Below are 20391 nucleotides of genomic sequence, written 5' to 3'. Positions count from 1 at the left end.
GACCCATTCGACTAGAGCAGGTCTGGTTCGATCTCCTCCCGGTCGTCCTTGGGCTCGTAGTCGACCGACTCGATGATGTTCCGCGTGTTCGGATCGCGGCGCTGGTTCACGACCCTGTCGTGGGACTCCTCGAACCGCTGCTGCGCCGCCACACGGTGGGCCGCGTCGAGCTTCGCGCCGATGTTGCGCTCCCCGAACTCCATCATCGAGCCCAGCAATGACTTCGTGCCCTGCTTGATCGCGTTGACGTTCGGCTTGTTCTGTGCCCGCTGCTGCTCCCATCGGCTCCTGTCCTCCGGCGTGACGTAGCCGAACATCCGCGCGAAACGCGAGCCGAACCTGGTCTGCTGTCCCTCATTCTGTTCCTGGCTCATGACCCCTCCTCCTGCTCCTTGTTCGTGTTCTTGGATCGCCCTCAGGCGGGCTGGTAGTCCTCGGCATAGGCCTCAGCGTTCAGGCCGTCGTTCTGCGGGTCGGCCTCCCGCTCGGACGACGGGCCTGTAGGGCGCGACCGCGGCTTGAGCCGCTGCTCCTCGAAGAAGGCACCCGGGTCGTCGACCGCCGTCTGCAGCGTCTGCTGCCAGTTCTCCCCGAGGCTCCGCTTCAACTCGGCCTCGAGATCCGGGTACTTCTCGTTCACCGCCTCCATCGCGTCGACGTAGGCGTTGGAATAGACCCGCTGCTGCTCCTCGGGCGAAAGACCGTCGATGTCCATGCTCGCGATCATCACCTCGGACTGGTCCAGGCGGTGCTGGAGCATGTCGGGCAGCCCGCTGGTGTCCAGACCCTGCTTCTGCGCCGCGAAGCCGACCAGGTAGCCCAGCATGTTGCCCCCGTAGCCCTCTTGGTCGCCGCGGCCCAGCGCGTCGAGCATCGAGGTCTTCATCGTCTCGGCGAGCTGGACCTGGTGGGCGTCCGCGTCCATGGGCCGGCGCAGCGTGAACATCCCGTCCTCGGGCAGACGCTGGCCCAGCTGGTCGTCGAACTCCCCGCTCCAGACCGTGCGGACTCTGTCCGAGCCCGCGATCCGCTCCTCGTGCGCGGGGGCCTTGACGATCCGGCCGTGGGCCACGCCGTTGAACATCGTGCGCAGCTCGGGCTCCTGCTCCATCCGCTCGCCGATGATCATCCGCGCGCGCTGGACGACCTCCTGGCGCTCCAGGCCGTCTGCGCTCATCTGCTCGTGCAGCCGCTTGCGCATCGCCCGGTAGCTGTCGCGGATCAGGCCGGCGTCCGCGCCCGGCTCACGCATCTTCCAGAAGGCGTTCTCCATGAGCGCGACCTCGGTCATGGCTGCCGAGTCCGGAGTGAACATCTCCCGATGGCCGCGCTCACGGCGCTGCATGGCGTCGAAGCGCTTGCGCCACTTCTTCGTCAGGTGATCACGCGGGTCGGTGCTGCCGATGAGGCGCTCGCGCCGGGCGTCGCTCGGCACGTCCTTGAAGATCCTCTGCCGGTGCGCGATGCCGCGCTCGGCAGAGGCGATCATGCCGCGGGTCCGGGTGTCGATGCGCTCCTGGATCTTGTCCTTGAGGGGCTGGAGGTAGCTGTCCATCTCCTTCTTGAAGTCCGGGGCGAGCATCCGCATCGCCATCACCATGCCGACGGCCTGGATGATCGAGTTGGCATTCACGCCTCGCGAGAGCGGCTTGAGGCACGACTGCATCATCATCTGCATGTAGACGTGGTGCATGACGTCGAGCTCCTGCGTCCGCTCCTCGTCGTTGAAGCCGGGCACCAGCAGCTTCGAGTCCCGCAGCGAGGCCATGTACTTCTCGCCGGCCAGCCGCGTCTGTGCCCGGAGCTTGAGCAGCTGATCGCGCTGGTCCAGGCCCTCGGTCTCGTCCTCGGCCCGGTCGACGTCGATCCGGTGCACGCGCTCGCGGTCGGCCATCCGCTCCTGGGTCTTCGCGCCGAAGAACCCGCGGGCGCGGTCCCGGAGCCGCTCGCGCCAGGCGCGCGAACCGTCTGCGTCCTCCGGTCCCGGCTCGTCGATCACCTCGGCGTCGATCGGCTCGTCCGAACACGAGTCCCGGTAGGCGTACGCGTTGCCCTGCGGCTCGTCGGCCTGCTGCCGATCGTCGTCAACCGGAAGCTCCTTGGTCGCGCGCCGGCGGCCCGCAGAGCCCGTTCTCAATTGCTTGCGCTGTGCCATCTCAGTACCCCATCCCGTAGTCGTCGTCGCCCTGCGGCTGATCGATCTCGATGCTCGGCCTGTAGACCGGGCGCGTCGCGCCCACGCCCACGGCGTGCGCAGAGCGGCGATGCGAGCCGCGGGTGCGGGGGGTGCGGGAGGTCCCCGCGTCCTGAGAGATCACGTCGCGCTTGACCACCGAGTCGTCGACGGCAATCGCAGCGCTGTCCAGACCATGCGCTTCGGCGGAGCCCAGCTGATCGAGCTGCCGGGACATCTCCGCCCGGGCCTTCCGGGTCCCCGAGGACGCGAACTGCTCGTTCTTCTCGCCGTCGTAGACGCTCTCGCGGTTCTTGGCCGCCTGCACGAGCGCCTCGAAGCCACCGCCGTAGGCCATCCGGTCCATCACGGTGCCGGCCAGCGACGGGTCCTCTTCGAGGTTTCGGATGAGCCCGGTTTTCGGGTCCTCCAGCGCACTGGCCACACGGGCCACGTAGTCCGGGTTGACCGTGACGCCGAAGCCCTCCTTGGACTCGTAGAACTCGATGAACTGCTTCTCCCACTCCTCGGCCGTGGCCTGGACCGGCTCACCGTCGAGGAACGCCGTGCGCCACTGGCCCGGGCCGACGTGTTCGATGCTGCGGCCCCTCCAGAGCTCGCGGCCGGGGCCCTGGAGCATCTCGTACTTGTGCCGGGCCTCGGCGGCGTCGTGCTTGGCCTGCAGGATCGACTGGGTCACCGGGTAGGTGACCTCCAGGACGGCCTTGAGGTCTTCGCCGCGTAGCGCGCGCACGGCGCGCTGGCTGAACGAGCCGCCCAGGCCGGTGCCGTGGGCCTTGATCGCCGTGGCGAACATTGAGGCTTCCTGGTCGGCCTGCGTGATACCGGGCGTACCCTGCGCATCCCCCAGGTTCCGGGCGTAGTCGGCGAGCTTCTTCTCGCTGCCCTTGGCACCGGTCTCGACACAGACCTCGCGCACGCTGCGCAGGTGCGCTTCGCGGTCCGAGAACGTCAGTGCCGCTCCGAACTCGCCACGCTGAGCCTGGCGGTACAGCGCGCTCAGCTCCTCCGTCACGACCTGCTGGCCGAGCTTGATGTCCTCAGGCGACTCTGCGCCCGTGAGCGCCTGCAGGCTGAGCCGGTTCGCCTCGCTCTGCGAGCTCTCCAGTTCCTCGGCCAGTCCGGCGTTCTTGGAGAGCGCGACCTGGGTGTCCAGCGAGACCTGCATGGCCAGCGGGTGCGAGCCGTCGCTCTTGACCACGCCGGTGTCCAGCAGGTTGGCCGGCACCGAGAGCTTCGCCAGGGCTTCCGCCTTGGCGGCCTCGCTGTGCAGCTTCACCACGGCGACCGCGTCGCCGTCGAAGTCGCCGTCGAAGCAGGCGTCCATCACGGGGTTGATCGCGGCACCGGTGAGCCGGTCGTCGATCGCTACCCGCATGTAGCGCACGCCGGCGTCACGGAGCACCGGGTCACGCCACACCAGTGCGTGGTCGCCCTCGGCCAGCCCCAGCTGCTCGGCCTTGACCGAGCTGAGCGCAACCTGGTCGACGTCCAGCCGCGGGTCCGCAGTCCACACCATCGTCGCCGAGTTGCTCAGCCGCGAGGCCATCAGCCCGTTCTTGAAGATGTTGTTTCTGCCCGTGAGCACCCGGTTCTGCACGTCGGTCGTGATCGCCTCGAAGGCGCGCTGAGCGCGCGAGACCGAGTCGCTCATGCCGCGACGCACCTCGGCGCGCTTCTCCGCGGACAGACCCTGGCTGTCCAGCTGCTCGGCCATGTAGCGGTAGCGGCAGGCCTCGACGAAGACGTCCTGGTAGCTGCGGGTGTAGTCGTGCGTGACGGAGGACCCGTCCTCGAACTCCTGGCCACTGCGCAGATGCGAGGACATCACCGGCAGCTTCCACGAGCTCGCGCTCACCGTCTCGGTCTGCTCACCGGTCGGATACGTGAGCGGGAACGGAATCTCCATGTCGCCGCCGCGGTCGCCGATGAGACCGCCGAAGAACTTGCGCATCGCCGTGGTGTTCAGTCCCGGGAGCTGGCCCTCCTTGCGCGGCTGAGTGCGCAGCAGCTCGGGCATCGGGATGAACCGGCGCTCGGGGCGCTCGTCGAGGCCCTCGGCCTGACCGACCACCCGCAGCGTGCCGTCAGCCTCCATGTCCATGCCGGTCACCAGCAGGTACTCGCGCAGGTTCGACTCGGCCCCGCTGTTGTGGCCGTAGAACTCGCGCATGATCGCCGGGCACTCCTGAGACTGCAGCGCCCAGGCCAGCTGCGAGGAGGCCTTACGGCCCTTGCCAGCACGCACCTGCTCGTCGTCGTAGATCTTCGTCTTCTCGTCGACGGCCATGTGTGTGACCACGAAGCGCATCTCACCCAGGGCACTCGGCCGCAGTTCTCCGTTGGGGGAGCGCAGGTCGGAGACGTTCCCGCTCATCAGCTCGCGCGCCGAGCCCGCGTTGCGCCGGGAGATCAGGCTGAACGGGCTCATCACCACGTCCAGGCCCGGGTTGGTCCGGAACCAGTTGACCTCTTCGACGACATCCTGCTCCTGCGCGTCCTGCAGCGGCATGTCCCGGTCGACGATCAGCGAGATCACGCCCTTGTTGCCGTGCAGATCCGAGATCTTGTCGCCCACGACGAGATCGCGCTCCTGGCCACCGGCCCCGCGGATGCGGTGGCGCTCGGCGAACTCCTTCGACACCACGATCGGGTCATCAGCCGTCCAGCCGCCGAAGGTCATCAGCGCCGTCTTCGCCGGCGCGGTGACCTCAGAAGACTGCATGATCGTCGAGGCCGTCATCTGCTGGCGGTCGAACGGGTCGTACCGCAGCGTCTCGAGCTCGGGGAGAGCCATGAGCGGCGCACGCTGTCCGGCCACGCTCTCGTCGCCCGGCACGATCCGGCCGTCGGCGTCGACCTGGGCCTGAGTAGTCAGGTACCGCACGATGCCCTGATTGGTCGCGCCTCCGGTCATCACCGGGTCGAAGTAGCCGCTGGGCGCAGCGACGTTGTTCCGGTCCTTGCCGGTGAGCACCGTCATGTTCCGCCCGCCCGTGAGCCGCCAGGCGTCGAAGCGGTTGTCGTCAGCCGGGTCAGTCCGGTCGCGCTGGGCCCGGTACTCGGCGTAGATCGTCGAGCCGGCCTTGATCTCGTTGGAGTAGCGCACACGGCGCGCCTCGGTCTGCAGGATCGCGGCCGTCCACTCGTCCAGGTGCTCCTTGATCTCGCCGGTGGACTCGTCGAGCTGGTACGTGGTGGCGCGCTCGATGAAGTCGATCGGGTGCTTCGTGCCGTACAGCTGCGAGTAGACCGAGTTGAGCGAAGAGGGCTCGCCGGTCTCGCTGCGCCCGGCGATGAGGTCACCGGCGATCTGGTACTGGATGCGCTCATGCATGAGCTGCTCGTAGCCGCGCAGGCGCGTGCGTTCCTCGACCGAGGTCGGAGCCTCGCCCGGAGTCTGGGCCGTGATCGTGGCCTCGTAGCCCGGCACGACCAGAACGTTCTCCCCGCTGGCGAAGGCGGTGGTGATCTCGCCGTACTCGCCGACATCGAAGACCTGGCCGATCTCACCCGAGATCGCAGCCCCCTTGCCGTCACGGCACAGCTTCTCGCCGCTCCAGCGGATGACGCCCTGCTCGTCGACCAGGATCTCGGAGACCGTCGCCGCGTTGCGCTCGATGCTCTCGCGCACGGTGGCCCCGATGCGCCGCATGAACGCAGATTCGTGATCGGCGATCGGCACGGAGCGCTCGGCGTCGAAGCGGACGAGCCGGTCCTTGAACCGGGTCGTCTGAAAGGTCGAGCCCATCATCTCGTCGGGGGAGACCCCGCAACGACGAAGCGCCGAGGCGAGGTTGTCGAGGTTCGACCACTGCCCGGTGGGGCTGGTCATGTACCGCGCCACCCGGTCCGGGTTGAAGCGCTGATCGACCCACTCGCCGTCGACGTCGTGAGGCTCCGCCTCCCAGGTCCCGATGAGCTCGAAGGGGACGTCCTCGGCGTGCTGCCGGACCTTCTCGACGGCGGTGCCGCCGTAGACGAGGTTGCCCATCTCGGGCACCTCCTCGGCCTGCAACTCGCCGATCTCCTCCAGCCGTTCCTGGTACATCTCCTCGGTCGCACCCGGGCGCAGCAGATCGCTGTGCGCGCCGGTGAGCACGTCCCAGTACGAGCGCTGGATCGCAGCGACCTCAGAGTCAGCCGAGTACTCCGGCGGCTCGATCGCATCCAGATCTCCGCCCGTTCGCTCCAGCTCGGCCTCAGCGCGGGCGATCAGGTCCTCGACGCCAAGAGCTGCCTGCAGATTCTCCCGCGCGCTCTCGACGGCGGCCTTCGCGTAGGCCTCAGCGGGCTCGGCGTCGACGAAGAAGGCCGGCAGGGAGCGGTTCTTCGCGTCCCGGCGCAGCATCACCTTCGCCCCGGGCCGGGGACTGGACTCACCGGGGGCCACGTAGTCGCCGACCACGAACATCGACTCCCGGTCGACGTGGTAGCTGTCGGGCACATCCACCAGCGTGCGGCCACGGCCGCGCTCCTGGTGCGTCGTGCCGGTCTCGCCGGCGGCGTGCCCCGGCAGATCCGTGCGCTCGATGCGGTGGCCCTGGGCGAAACGCAGCAGCTGAACGGCCTCCGCCGGCGAGGGGGAGTAGACCGCCATGCCGCCCGGGACCCGGTAGTTCGTCGAGTAACGCAGCACGGTGCCGTTGTCATAGATCCGGGCTCCGGCGTACTCCTCCTGGCGCGTGTCGGTGAGACGGATCTCCATGCCGGTCCCAGCGATCTTCGCCTTGATCTGACCGGGCTCGCGGTCGCGCATCACCTCGTAGGACACGCCCTGGGCCTTCAGCTCTTCGAGCAGTGCTACCGAGCGCGCCACGGCGCGCCGGGACATGAAGCGGTTGCGGTCGACACGGTTCGTCCGGGGATCCCGGCCGCCGTCGATGACCCACTCGCGGACCTGGTCGTACTCCTGCTGGCTCATCTTGTCCATCAGCGCGGTGAGCCCAGCGGCGTCGTCGTTCGTCATCGCGCGGCCGGCCTCGAACGGCTTGCCATCGTCGTCGATGCGCCAGAGCACCATGTTCCCGCGCCGGGGATCTGCCAGGGTCTCCACCTCGCCGCTGGCCACGCGTGCGATCGTCTCGTCCGGCAGGTACACCAGCGCGGTCCCGGCGCGCTTCACGGTCGCGCGTTCGGACCAGTCGGGGGCGTAGGGGCTGATCGGCAGGCGGGCCGACTTCGGGTCGGCCTGGGCACCGACGCCGGTGGCACGGGTGAACTCCCGCTGCGACTGCTGGTAGCGCTCGTTCTGCGGGGAATGGTCGCCGAACTGCGGCTCGTAGTCGGACACCTTCTCCGCAAACGCCTGGTCGATGGCGGTGAGGCAGTCCGTGACGCCCAGCCACGGGTCGGCCAGCGCGGTGCCCCGCTGGCCGAGGATCTCGTCGACCCGGGCGCGGATCGCCTTGGCCTGGGAGATCGGAACGACCTGTCCGGTCTGCTCCCGGGCCTGCTCGACTGCCTTGTAGTAGACGTACTCGTAGAAGTACCTGCGCAGTCCGTGTGCCTTCTTCATAGCCAATCAGCCTCCTGTGGACGCTCGGGGTTGCATAAGTATGTATAGAGCCTACCCCGCCTATCGAAAGGAGGTGAGAAGTCATCCGGAAAGGCCAGTGCCGAGGCAGTCTCCCTTAGTCGAGAGACGACCTCGGCGCTGGTCGTGATCCTTGGCTGGCCCCCAAGTGGGCGCCGACTACTTCGAGTTCATCTCGATGGCCATGGCCCGGTCGAACCGGCCGTCGGCCAGCACCTCCCAGCTCGGCAGTGAGGCCAGGTACTGGTAGAAGGCCGAGTGGACCTGCACCGTCGCCAGCGACTTCAGGTCCTCCTCAGTGACGTCCTCCCCGGCGAACACCCGCGAGTCCTCGTCGTTCACATGGCCGTTGATCCGGCGGGCCGCATGGGCGTACGCGTCCGAGCGGATCTGGCTGATGTACGTCTGAGACCCATCGGCGCTGCGCAGCTCGCCGTCGCCGCCGACCGAGAAGTGCTTGCGATCCTGTTCCAACTCGGTCTGCGCCGACTTGTAGGCCTCACCGATCTCGATGTCCAGGCTCTTGACCTTCGCCGAGCCGTCGGGGTTGACCAGCATCTCCTTGCTGATCGTCCCCTCGGCGTAGAGCAGACGCTGCCGCTCGGCGCTGACCGCCTGACTCTCGGCGACCGCAACCCCGACCTCGACGTTCTCGATGAACTGGTCCTCGTCGAACATGCTCATCCCCTCGTACTCGTCGGGGTCGACGACCACCGGAGCGTTGGGGTCCTGACCCTCGCTGGCCGTGGTCATCGTCGTGATGACCTCCATGACCTCGTCGGCGTAGACATCCGGGTCCAGGCGCTCGATGTCGACCTCCTGGTAGCCGTAGATCTCCTTGTACTGCGCCTTTGCGTCCGCGGCCTTGACCGCCTGCCGCATGCGCTTCTCCAGCATCTTCACGAAGTCCGGCTGGTTCATCCGCACATCGAAATCCATGGCACTGGACAGGGTCGGGATCGTCTGCAGCGAGTACGTGTGCCCCGGGTGCTTGATCGTGTTCCCCAGCAGCCGGAACGACATCGGCAGGATCGTCTGGTTGCGGTTCCAGATCGGCGCGTCGCCGGCCCGGAAGACGATCGAGTTGCGCGGCGAGAGGAATGCCATGTCGTTGTAGCTGATCAGCGGCTCCTCCTTGGTGTTCATCGTGTAGGTGACCCGGCCCTCGGTCTTGCCGCCGATGACCTTGTCGAGATCCTGGCTGATCTGCTTGCTGTCCCTGTACGACCGGTGCGTCTTGCCGCTCATCTTCTCCAGCGTCTCGATCATCGAATCGTCCGTGGACTTCAAGAAGACGATGTTCGAGGTGTTGTGCGTCGGGATGAAGTCGTCGGTGAGGTAGAGATGCCGCTCGTCGGCGACCCGGATGCACTGCACCTCCTCGTCTCGTGCGTACTCGACGCTGACGACACGATTGAATCCGCGTGTACGGTCGCGCCAGCGCTCCGCCTTGCGCGAGAGCAGGAAGGGGTTGATCTCGGGCAGCCGGATGTTCTGCACGCGGTAGGCGTCCCTGGCCTCCTTCGGCGTCGGCTGGTTCGGCGAGGTGTACTTGACGTTCGTCTTGACGTTGATCGCCACACGACCGCCCAAGGAGCGCACGAGCTTCTGGACGTCCTCAGCCAGCTCGCGGCTCGCGGAGGTGAACTCCATCTCGCCCTTGCGGCTGATCGTGCCGTCGGTGTCCATGAGGCCGCGCAGAAGGTCGGTCCGCTGCTGCACCGAACCGAACAGGTAAGCCGCCGGGATCGACTTCTCCCACGAGCGCTTACCCGCGATGCCGAGCTCGCGCAGGTGCTTGCTGACTCCAAGGACGCTGTACGTCAAGCAGTGTCCGTCCCTGACCTTGTACTCCGAGACCGTGTGGCCGCGACGACGAATCTCCTCCACGATCTCTTCGTCGTTGCACAAGAGCCAGGAGAAACCAGCCTTGCCGATATGCCCGTCCCCGATGAGAGCACCCAGAACGTATGGGTCGATCGGAAGGTCGGCCTCCGGGTAGGCCACCGGCATGATTCGAGGCAGGTCGACCTGACGACCCTTGTCGACGCGCGACTTCAGCTCATCGGTGGTGACGATCTCGGTGACACGCTCGGCGGTCTTGCCGTCATTGCCGCCGACGTACGCCCTCTTGCCGTCCTCGGTCTTCCCTCCCAGGTACTTCACGCTGGACTTCCAGCGCTCGATCGGCCACAGATGCTCGTTGCACGACTCGGCCGAAGAGCCGTCACGCAGGGTGAGCCGGTAGACCGGACGTATACCTCGCGGATAGACCCCGGTCACCGTGGTGACCGTGCCGAACGGCGTGAGCACCTCGTCGCCGACCTTAATGTCGCCCATGCGCTTCCATCCCGTAGGGGTGGCGATGAGAGAGTGGAGTGGGGCAGCATTGCCCTGCACGATCTTGTCGACGCTCTCGCCGTAGACGTCGCGCAGCTGCTGCAGGGTCTGCAGGATGAGCGTGAACTGCTGCTCCTGGCCCAGGCCGATGGAGAGCATCGTCTCGAAGCCGTCGATGCCCTTGCCCTCCGACTGCAGGTTACCGAGCTCGTCGAGCATGAACCGCGTGCGGTAGAGCGGCTTCTGGTTCGACTTCGTCATGTACGCCTGGTCGGCGCTCACGTCGAACAGCTGCTTGACCAGGATCAGGATCAGCTTCGCGTACTTCATCAGGTGAGGCGGAGTCACCAGGAACAGCGCCTTCGGGGACTCCGAGTAGCGCGACAGTGTCTGCGTGATCGCCCGTGCCTGGTACGACACCTTCTCCGGGTTGCCGCCGCCGGAGAAGTCGAGTCGCGTGTCCGGGTAGAGCGTGTCCCCGGGCTGGAAGGACAGGATCTTCCCGTCCCGGGCGCCGCCCTCACGTACCGGCTTCAGCTCACGCATCACGCCGTTCTTCACGATCTTCTTGCCCGTCACCGGCTCGAACACGTAGTGCCGGCCGTTGAGCGAGACCTGGTAGTTCTTCGTGAAGCTGAAGTAGAAGGTGCGCACCAGCATCTTCGTCTGCGGGTTGACCAGCTCCAGCTTGAGCCAGGCCTCGTCGCCGGGGAACTTGCCCTTGAAGTTGTACCGGGCCCAACCCTCGCGGCCGACGATCTCCTCGTGCTCGAAGTCCTCACCTAGGTTCTCGGTGAACATTGGGTCCGCGTAGGCCGACCACACGGCCTGCTGACCGACGAGGTGGTCGCGCTTGACGTAGTTCGGCGCGAAGCGCACGCCGAGGCGACGCGGGAAGCTCAGGCCGGCCAGGTCGGTGTTCTGCGAGGGCTTGCCCGAGGTCAGCGTCGAGATCGTGGGGTCGGTGAAGAACGACATGGCGGTGATCGCGATGCCGTACACCGAGGCCAGCATCTTCTCCGCGCCGGCCATCGAGCGCAGCGCGTTGTGGGCGTTGCCCACCAGCGTGCGCATGTTGTTGCGGGGCAGCTCCTCGCTCGCGTTGAAGTACAGGCTGAGCATGTCCTGATCGGCCTTGCCCTCCCACATGAAGGCCTGGGCCGCCGCCTTCTCCTGCTCCTCGGCCAGGGCGTCCTCGTTGTTCTCGAACTCGCCGGCCTTGACCCGCTTCTCCAGCTCGGCCTCAGGGTTTTTGATCTTCTTCGAGCTCATCTGTACGAAGAGCTGGTAGCAGTTGTAGAGCGTGACCTTGCCCCAGAGGTCATCGAGCTTCTGCTCCAGCAGCGCCGGGTCCATATTCAGCACGGCTGCGGCGCTGCGCAGCTCCCGCTCCTCCTCCAGGTAGAAGTCGATGAGTCCGTAGGCCGCGCGCTTGAAGGCGTTGTTGGCGGCATTGGGCCAGACCGGGTCCTCGCCGCCGTCGAGCGGAAAGAAGATCCCGGCGATGTTCTCCACGTACAGCGCGCACTTGGTGAAGTTGCCCTCACGCGCCGCGTCGGCCGCCAGTCCCAGGGGGTTGTAGATGTCGGTCTTCATGGAGTTGATCAGGTTGAACTGCACCGGCTCGAACCCGCGTGTGGCCAGGGGCACGTAGTTCTTCACCAGCAACTCGCCCTTGGGGTCGTTGATGACCATGTTCGAGGGCTTCTTCTCCCGCGACCACATGTCGATGACCGGCTCGATGTACGTCTGGCCCTTACCGGCTCGGGTGATGGCCAGTACCATGGTGTTCACCGGCGCGGTATCGACCACGTACGCCCCGGCCGGGCGCTGGACCTCGTACGCCGGGAACGTCCAGTCCTCCTTGATCAGGTCAGCGACGGTCTTGTACGTGTCCGACCCGAAGCCGAGCTTGTCCCGGTTCTTGCCGTCAGGGTTGTACGGGATCCGCGTCGTGTCGTACTTCTGACGCAGCGTCTTGTCATCGGGGAGCCCGGATGCCTCGAACAGCTCGTCGCCGAAGTCCTCGTCGATGATCGGCAGGGTCTGCGTCAGCGGATTGCCCTCGTCGTCGTCCATGACCTCACCGGCGTAGTAGACGAGGTTCCTCTCCTCATCGATGACGTCCTTCTTGGCGCGCTGGGCGACCTCGACGGTGCCCAGGCCCTTCTTCTTGAGCATCATGTGGCTGAGCATCGAGCTGACCTGCACGCTCGAGTGAGCACCGGCGTCGGGGAACCAGTCGTAGTTCTGCTGGATCTCTTCCGGCAGGGCGATGTGCTGGTCGTTCTGGTACTGGTTGATGTCGCTCGTGGTGTTCATCAGGTTCGCCGCGGCGACCTTCCGCGAGAACCACGTACCGATGATGAGGGCGACCATCAGACCCGAGCCGAGCGTGATGAAGAGCTTGAATCCCGAGACGTCGGCCAGCTGCCCGCCGACCGTCGTCGCGCTCTTCTTGGGCTCAGCCGGCCTCTCGGCGCTGGGCTTGCCGTCCTTCGCCGCGGTGTACCAGCTGGGGACCGGAACAGCCTCAGCGCTGGGGTAGCACTTCGCCTTCACGTCCGGGTCGCCGTCCCTGGTCAGGGGCCGGTAACACTTCACGACCGAGCCGCCCGCACCCGTCGTGGTGTCCTGGACGTAGTACGCGCCCGGCGTGCCCGTGCTGCTGCCGGGCACGGCTGAACCCACGGACGCGTCCGCCGAGAGCACGGCTGCGGCGATGAGCGAGTAGAAGACCCAGGCGATGATCGTCACCAGCGCGCCGGTCATCACCGCGACGACGATGCCCGGTCTGGTCGACCTCAGGGTCAGGAACTTGCTGCGGTCCAGCTGCTGGTTGTCGTAGACGTCCCGGTTCGTCAGCGTCTCGCCGGGCGCCCGTGCCGAGATCTTGTCCCAGCTGCTCGCCTTCGGCCGTGCCGCCTTCCGCCTGTTCGTGGCCATCGTGATTCCTTACTCTCGAGCCTCGCTCGCTTTGCTGTCCTGCTGTCCAGTGCGTCTGCCTGCGCAGACGACGACGGCGCATGGGGAACGCGCCCCATGCGCCGTCAGATCACCCCGCCGGTTATGACCGGTCCGCTCAACGGGTCAAGACCACCCCGACGATGAAGCCGGCCGCGCCCATCAGGAGCGAGAGCGTGACGATCATGACGACGAGGATCTTGTTCGAGCGGCTCTGCATCTCGGAGGCCCGCGCCAGCTCGTTGGCGTAGGACTCCTTGTCGGCCTGCATCTCCGCCAGGCGCGCCTCGTACCGCTTGGCCACTGAATCCTCGACCGTCGACAGCTGCTGGAGCAGGTCGGTGACCCGCGCCACCTGGGAGTTGGTCTTCTCCTTCTCCAGGTCGAGGTTGTGCTGCCACTCGGCGTCCCGAGCCGTCATCTGCGTGATGGCGTCCTTGCGGTTGCGTTCGAGCTCGTCCTCCATCCGGCGGATCCGGTCGGCGTGCTCAGAGCGCACCGACTCCAGGAGGTCCTGCTGCTCCCGCCGCAGGACGCCGATCTCGTCCGTGGTCCGCAGGTGCTCGGCCAGCGCCTCGGACTGGGCGATGTCGGCCTTGCGGTTGTCGTCGACGATCCGCTGGATCTCGGACTTCCACTGGTTCAGGCGCTCTTCCTCGGCCGCCAGGTACTCCGACTGCCGCTCGGCCAGCACCTCGAAGATCCGCGTCTGCCCGGTCTGCATCTTCAGCGTCGCGTCCGAACGCCGGACCCGCAGGATCTCCTGCTGGTTGTGCGCGTGGGTATCCTCGATGTCCCGCTCGATCTCGGCGGCGGAGTCGATCTGCTCGCGCTCCATCTTCGAGCGGTTGCGCTCCTTGTACTGCAGTTCCGCCGAGAGCGCCGCCTGCTGGGCCACCTTGGAGGCCTGCGACTCGTAGTCCTTGGCGATCTCCGCCCGGCGGGCCCGGATCTTCTCGTCCTTCTCCGTCTGCCGCTGCTGGTGCTCGGCCTCGGCGGCGTCCTTCAGCAGCTTGTAACGGGAGCCCGCGCGGTCGGTGGCCACATCGCGGATGACCTGCTCGGTGTGCGCCGACATGAGGTTGACGTAGAGCGCACGCAGCTCATCCTCGTGCGCCGAACGGAGCTGCATCAGGTCTGCGTTGGCCTGCCGGTTGAGCTGGGCGACCTGGTCCCCGAGCCACTCCGTCGCGCCCTCGGGCACAGCGATCTGCACGACCGGCGCGCCGATGGCGAAGGTCGCGTTGAACTCATCGAGCCGGACGTCCAGGTCCAGCTCCTCGGAGAGGAACCGGCGGGCGATGACGTCGCGCACCTGGGCCTGATCGGTCAGCAGCACAGTGTCGCCGGCCTCCTGGTAGTCGCCCTCGACGCCGTAGCCGGCGTCGGTCTCGTCGAAACCTTCGTAGCCGGCCACCTCGTCGCCGTCGTAGTCCGGCACCGGCTCGACCGGGACGGTGCCCGCGGCGTCGATACCTGCGGCGTCCTCGCCGGACATGGGTGCGTCCGCCCCTTCATCCTCGTCGGCGGCGTCGCTGAAGAGCGGCTCGTCGTCCAGGCCCTCGTCAGCCCCCTCGACACCGGGGATCCCGTCGAAGATCGCATCACCCTCGTCCTCCCCGAGGACCGCCGGGACGGGGCCAGTGGCTCCAGCCTCGGCGACCAGGCCGCTGTGCTCTTCCCACGCCTTCTTGCCCACGGCTTCTTCGAGGCTCGTGGTACCTGCAGCGACAAAGCGCGCCTGCGCGAAGGTCGCATCGTTCACCAGATCGACGAGCAGATCGCCGCTGGGCTTCTGCCACACGACGGCCCAGGCGTAGGTGGCACCGGTGAGCAGCGAGTACTCCTCCATGCGCGCGAGAGTCTCGTCGGTGGGGATGATGCCGAAGACCTCCTCTTCGAGCATCTCCGCCGTGGCCACCGTGCGGATCTGGTCGGAGCTGATGAGCTCGATGATCGAGCCCTTCGCCTCGTCCCGACCGTGCCGCCTGCTCAAGCCGCCGATCGAGTCGGCTGCGAGCACGAGCATCACCCAGGCCGTACCGCTGGGAAAGACGAACTGCGTGTTCGACCGCAGCAGCTCGACCGCCGCCGGGATCGCCGTCTCTCTTACCACGGAGGCCAGAAGCTCGTCGGGCTTCTTCTTCCGCTCCTTCCTGTGGCTTCCCGTTGCCGTACCCAGAATGCCCATTGATGCGCCATCCCTCCACTAATAAAACACAGTTCATCTGGTTTATGGGTATCTTATCGCTCCCCCCTATCGCGGTAGGCAATCATAGGGCGCGAATGGGCTGTCGACTCATGAGTCGACTAGTTCCCGTCGTCCTCGACCGGTTCATCGCACCGCGCTGACCTCGACGTAGGCGTCGGAACTCAGCAGGTTCTTGTCGTCGCTGACCAGGTCGCCGACGACGTCGATGCGGATCCGTCGTTCCGAGGTGTGCTCATTGAGGAAGGTCGCCACCGTGGTGGTGACCTCGTCGGTCAGTTTCGCCACAGCCGCACGCGCACCGCCGGCATCGGAGTCGGTGTCGCCCTTGTCCTCGATGAGGTACTGCAGGACCCTCGCATCGACGTCGATGTGCACGTTGTGCTTGACGAACACCTCCTGCACCATCTGGCGCAGCTTCTTCCGCACGATCTTTTGCTGCGTCGGCAGCGACAGCGGCTGGAAAGGCACGATCGCGTCGATACGGCCCAGCAACTCGGGCGGAAACCGGTTGTCGCCCGTCGTCGAGGAGATCGAGCGGCGGATGAGCTTGTCGTACTGCATCAGATGCTTGCCCGACCCGGTGTCGTCCGCCGCGTACTGCGAGATGTCCTTGTAGATCTCCGAGCCGGCGTTCGTCGTCAGCACGATGTAGGTGTTGAGGAAGCTCACCTCGCGGTTGTTGTCGTCGTTGAGCCGGCCGTCGTCGAGCACCTGCAGCAGCACGCGCGTGACCATCGCCGAGGCCTTCTCGACCTCGTCGAAAAGCAGTACGGCGTGGGAGAGGTCCCACACGCGCTTGGTGAGCTCGGAACGGAACGCCGCGAACGACGAGTCCTCGGCGTACTCCGTCATGTCGAACCGGATCAGGTGCCGCTGGTCATCGCCGAACAGCAGTCGCGCCAGCTGCTTCGTCAACTCAGTGTTGTGCGTGACCACGAACTGACCAGCCTGGTAGAGGTGCTCCTCGTCGTTGACGTAGATGCACGACGAGCTCTGCTGCTCCGGCAGCTTCTCGATCGAGGCGATGCCGACCATGTCGAACTTCTTCACGCGCTGACGACCCAAGGTCTCGATGACCGACCGCCGTGCGATCTCGTGCTTGCGGGGGAGGGAGAAGAACCGGGCTTTATCCTCGTTGCCGACCTTCACGTGCACGCCGTACTCGGCCAGTTCGCGCCCGTCCTCCTTCGTGCGTGTCCACGATTTGATCGTGTTCGAGACGCCGAGCGAGAACAGCACCCCCCTGAGGTCCTCCGCGAGCCCCTTGGAGAACGTCGAGTACGAGACGTTGAAGCGGTCGTTCGATCCGCCGATCGATCCGTCGGTGTCGAAGAGGCCCTGCACCAGCGCCCACCGCTGCTGTACCGATCCGTGTTTGTACCTCTCCGGGATACGGCGCTCCGCCGAGCGCGCACCGATCAGTTCGGGAACCGAGGCAAGCACGTCCTTCGTCTGGTACAGCGAATCGCGGCGGTCCTCCACCGGGCCAACGCCGACAGGGAAGACCCAGCTGTAGCTGTGCCCGTACGACTTCGGTGCCGATCCCAGCCATTCGCCCACCGTCCACACGGTGTGGTCGGCGTCGTCCCTGTCAGACGAGAGCGTCAGCTGCGTCTCAGTGAGGCACCCGTTGCCGATGAGGACGCCCAAGACGTACGGGTCGATGTCGAAGTCCTGCTCGGGCCAGTGCACCGGTCCGTTCGCCGGGATGAAGAACTTCAGATGCTCCCGAGAGTCGCCGGGGTAGGTCCGCACGACGCCGCGCTCGACCATTTCCTGCGTGCTCAGAACCATCGGCGCGACGTCCTTGCCCGCATGCTTCTTCGACCGCTGCTTGGCTGTGTAGACCGTCCACAAGTGCGGTCCTCCAACGTCGAGAGTCCGGCCGTCCCAGAGCGTGACCCGGTAGACGTCCTGCATGCCCTGCGGGAAGTGTCCGAGCACCTCGACCGGGTGACCGTGGCGACCGAACACTCTGTCGCCCGGGACCAGGTCGCCGTGCAGCTTCCAGGCGGTCTCGCCGTCGCTCGAGTAGACAGGAACCCGCGTCGAGTCGATGCAGAATTTCCCCACACCCGTGGAGCCCGTGAACAGCAGGCTCGCCATCGGCTTTCCCTTGTCGTTGAGGTCTGCCACCGTCAACTGCAGACGACGTGCCACCGCGCTGGTCGCCCAGTCCTGGCTGAACACCTTGGCGTCCAGCTGCTTCTTGATCTTCGCGCCGTCGACCCGGAATGCGACGTTCACGTTCAGGGACTCCATGAGCACGTCCGAGAGCAGGTCCCGGTCCATCGGCCGGTGCGTCAGGCGATGCCAGCCGACCATGGAGTCGAGCACGAGGATCGACTTGCGCGGCTGGGCGCTGGCCGGCATGTAGCGCTGGGTGTACTCGTAGATCTGCCGGAAGATGTGGTCGTCGTAGAACTCGTCGGCCACCCCGTACCGTTCGGCCATGCCCTGCAGGATCTTGATGGTCGTCGCCTGGTCCGGCGGGTTGAGGTTGATGCGCTGCAGGCGCTCGACGAGCGGCTGGTTCGGCGAGATGTGCTTGTGGAACTCCTCGTAGGTCGTCGCCGCGATGATCCTGATGCCTCGGGTTCCCGAGGCCGCGAGGACCGGCTTGATCGCCTCGACGGCGGCGTCGGAGAGCTGGATGATCTGGTGGAACTCATCGATGAAGAGCACCAGTTCGTGCTTCTCGTCCTTGACGAAGTCCTCGGCCTCGTCGAAGAAGCCCTTGAGCTTCGCGGCCATGTTTTCGGCGTTGCCCGCCTCGGAGATCATGCGCGCCGGGTCCACCTCCAGGTAGAGGCGATCCGGATCTACGAGCATCGTGGCCTGGACCAATGCGGTCTTTCCCGTTCCGGCTTCGGCCAGCAGGAGCGCATTGCACAGCTCGGGACGGCTCATCGAGGCCAGCAGCTGCATCGTCTCGTGTTCACGGCCGACGATGTCGCGCTCAGCCTTCTTCAGCGGCTCCGAGAGCTTGGACAGGAGCGGGTAGCGTTCGTTGAGCTGCGCCTCGTGGAACATGCCGCGCAATACCTCTCGACTGGACTGAAGATTCAACTGGAAAATCAGTCGAAATCCTATCACGGGTAGCATTCGATAGGGCATTGAATGGGGAATGCAGAAGGCCCCAGAGTCCACTCCGAGGCCTTTCGTTCCGTGCACTGGTCGCGGGTCGCTCACCCGCCGTATTCGGACTCGTTGCCCTCCGGCGTCTGGGGCTGCTCGAACTGGTAGTTGAAGCGCTCGCTGGCGGGGGCCGTGTTGCTCCCCTCCGCGCCGGCCTTACCCACCAACGCGCCCATGCGTCCGACCAGGTCCGCGCCGAACGAGGGGGAAGCCTTCGGCGCGTCCGCGGAGGTGATCATCCCGGGAGCGGGAGCCGCCGGCTGCCGAGTCTGCGGCTGGCGCTCACGCACCACCAGGTTGAACCGCGATCCCGGCTCGCCTGATGCCGGCGCCGACGGATAGCTGTGACGCGGCCCGCCGCGCGTGCTGAGCCCGGCCTGCGAGTTCGCCGCCGGAGCCCGCAGCTTGCTGAAGGCAGGTGCAACCCTGCCGGACTGCTTGAATCCGCAGGTCAGACCGTATGCTGGCACCAAGAAAGTCCCCTGAAGTTCCAGGGGACTCCGGGCGTGTCGCAGGGTCCGTCCACCGCCTCCCACAAGGTGCGGGCGACGCAGTCAGTGCCACGGGTAACCCGTGGACGAGACGGAGCGTGCCACCCGGGGCGAGGGGGCCGATGGGCGACCACCCGCCAGTTGGCTCCGCGCAGACTTGCGCCGCTCTCCCCGTCTTGGGTGTAGGTGATCAAGCGGGTGTAACCCAAGGCCTTCGCCGCCCGCCACGCGGCCCCGTACAACAGCGAGTTCGCGTTCCGGGCTCCGTCACTGCATATGCGTGTGACTTCGAGAGTGGCTCCGTCGTCCAGGTGGCGAGCGACAGGACGTCCCACGATCGCGACAGCTCGCAGCACTCCATCCTCGTCCGCGGCGCCGACAGCGAAGACCTGGCCAGGGGGAGGCTGGTGGTGGCGGTGCCAGTCCCGGACGAAGACCGCAGCGTCACGGAACCGGACAGGCGCCAGGTGGAGTGTCATGCGGCACCGCCAGCGGCGAGCGCAGCAACGAACTCCTTGACCACGCCCGCCGTTTGGTGGAGGCCGTCTGTGTCACTGTGTAGAGCGCGGACGAGCGGTGAGCCGATCACCACAGCCGAAACGTCGACCTGCCGGACAATGGCGGAGGCAAGCTCAGGCGTGGAGACCCCGATGCCGGTCATGATCGGGGTCGACGGAGCAAGTCCTCGGACTGCTCGAACGAAGGCAGCGAGACCGTCCAGGTCAATCCCAGCCGAGTATCCCGTCCGCTGGCCCCCGACCGCGGGCGCATAGACGAACCCCGTGGCGGCCCGGCATATGTCGCCCAACTCGGCATACGACGCATCGCGATTGGCGAGGAGCGGAGCGCTGATTCCGGCCTCTACCGCTGCCGCCACCCACGCCTCAACGCGTTCCGGCGGAACGTCCGGGACGAGGCACCCCGAAACACCGCTGGAGGCCAGTTCATCAGCCATTCGCTGCGGACCAATAGCTTGGATCGTCGACCAGTAGCTCATGACGACCACAGGCGTGTCGCATCGAGTAGAGATGCGCCGCACCGTTTCCAGCGTGACGCTCACGCCATCACCAGCACGAAGAGCACAGCCATGCGCCGCAGCGATAGCTGGACCGTCGAGCCAGGGATCCGCCGTCGGCGCACCCACTTCCAGCATCCCCGCGCCGCTCTCCGCAAAGGTGACGAAGGCGTCCACACCGCTGCGGAGATTCGGATAGCCCGCCACCGAGAAGGCACCGAGAATGGGCTGGCGCTTCTCTGGCTGCCTGTCGAGATCGACAGCACGACGCAACACTGCGTCGCGTACATGTACGCCAGACGTCATCGCAGGTCACCGCCGATCCGGACACTCTGGCGTTCGGAAAAGGTGTGCGGCAGACCCACCTCGTGGATCGTCGCGCCGGCGGCGACGAAGGCCTGCAGGGCTTCGAGGTCCAGGCCGGGGGGCGGGGAAGCTAGCCGACAGGAACACCCCGAGGGCGGGGTCGGGGTGCGAGAGCGCGGCGGCAAGACGGTCGGG

Annotated in this window: 9 protein-coding genes; all 9 read right to left on the bottom strand. The window is 66.4% G+C overall.

Annotation, left to right across the window (positions count from 1 at the left end; genetic code table 11):
- Window positions 1-11 precede the first annotated feature (11 nt).
- The 9 genes from ACIP67_RS29550 to trpA all read right to left on the bottom strand — a co-directional run bounded on the left by ACIP67_RS29550 (window position 12) and on the right by trpA (window position 20196).
- Window positions 12-374, bottom strand: a complete 363-nt coding sequence (locus ACIP67_RS29550; protein ID WP_401695923.1) for a hypothetical protein — start codon at window positions 372-374, stop codon at window positions 12-14.
- Window positions 375-415: 41 nt separating this feature from the next.
- Window positions 416-2155, bottom strand: coding sequence for a hypothetical protein (locus ACIP67_RS29545; RefSeq protein WP_401695922.1), 1740 nt, complete (start codon window positions 2153-2155; stop codon window positions 416-418).
- Between the two features lies 1 nt (window position 2156).
- Window positions 2157-7712, bottom strand: coding sequence for a hypothetical protein (locus ACIP67_RS29540; protein ID WP_401695921.1), 5556 nt, complete (start codon window positions 7710-7712; stop codon window positions 2157-2159).
- A 177-nt stretch (window positions 7713-7889) separates the two neighbouring features.
- Window positions 7890-13016: a type IV secretory system conjugative DNA transfer family protein gene (locus tag ACIP67_RS29535; RefSeq protein ID WP_401695920.1), complete on the bottom strand. Its 5127-nt coding sequence runs from the start codon at window positions 13014-13016 to the stop codon at window positions 7890-7892.
- Window positions 13017-13152: 136 nt separating this feature from the next.
- Window positions 13153-15225, bottom strand: a complete 2073-nt coding sequence (locus ACIP67_RS29530; protein ID WP_401695919.1) for a hypothetical protein — start codon at window positions 15223-15225, stop codon at window positions 13153-13155.
- A gap of 144 nt (window positions 15226-15369) precedes the next feature.
- Window positions 15370-18279 carry an AAA family ATPase gene (locus ACIP67_RS29525; protein ID WP_401695918.1) on the bottom strand — a complete coding sequence of 970 codons (2910 nt, stop codon included), beginning with the start codon at window positions 18277-18279 and terminating at the stop codon, window positions 15370-15372.
- Between the two features lie 155 nt (window positions 18280-18434).
- Window positions 18435-18857 (bottom strand): hypothetical protein, encoded by a 423-nt coding sequence (locus ACIP67_RS29520; RefSeq protein WP_401696094.1) that lies wholly within the window; start codon window positions 18855-18857, stop codon window positions 18435-18437.
- Entirely contained in the window at window positions 18836-19354 is a 519-nt protein-coding gene (locus ACIP67_RS29515) for an XF1762 family protein (protein WP_401695917.1), read from the bottom strand. Before ACIP67_RS29515 ends, ACIP67_RS29520 begins: the two co-directional genes overlap by 22 nt.
- A complete protein-coding gene (gene trpA / locus ACIP67_RS29510; protein ID WP_401695916.1) occupies window positions 19351-20196 on the bottom strand; it encodes a tryptophan synthase subunit alpha in 846 nt (281 codons plus the stop codon). Before trpA ends, ACIP67_RS29515 begins: the two co-directional genes overlap by 4 nt.
- Between the last annotated feature and the right edge of the window lie 195 nt (window positions 20197-20391).

Origin of the sequence: Streptomyces sp. NPDC088812, from assembly GCF_044750285.1 — a bacterium.
In the GTDB taxonomy this organism is placed as follows: domain Bacteria; phylum Actinomycetota; class Actinomycetes; order Streptomycetales; family Streptomycetaceae; genus Streptomyces.
The sequence above is the reverse complement of the archived record's forward strand: the minus strand, read 5'-3'. Positions and strand labels throughout refer to the sequence as shown.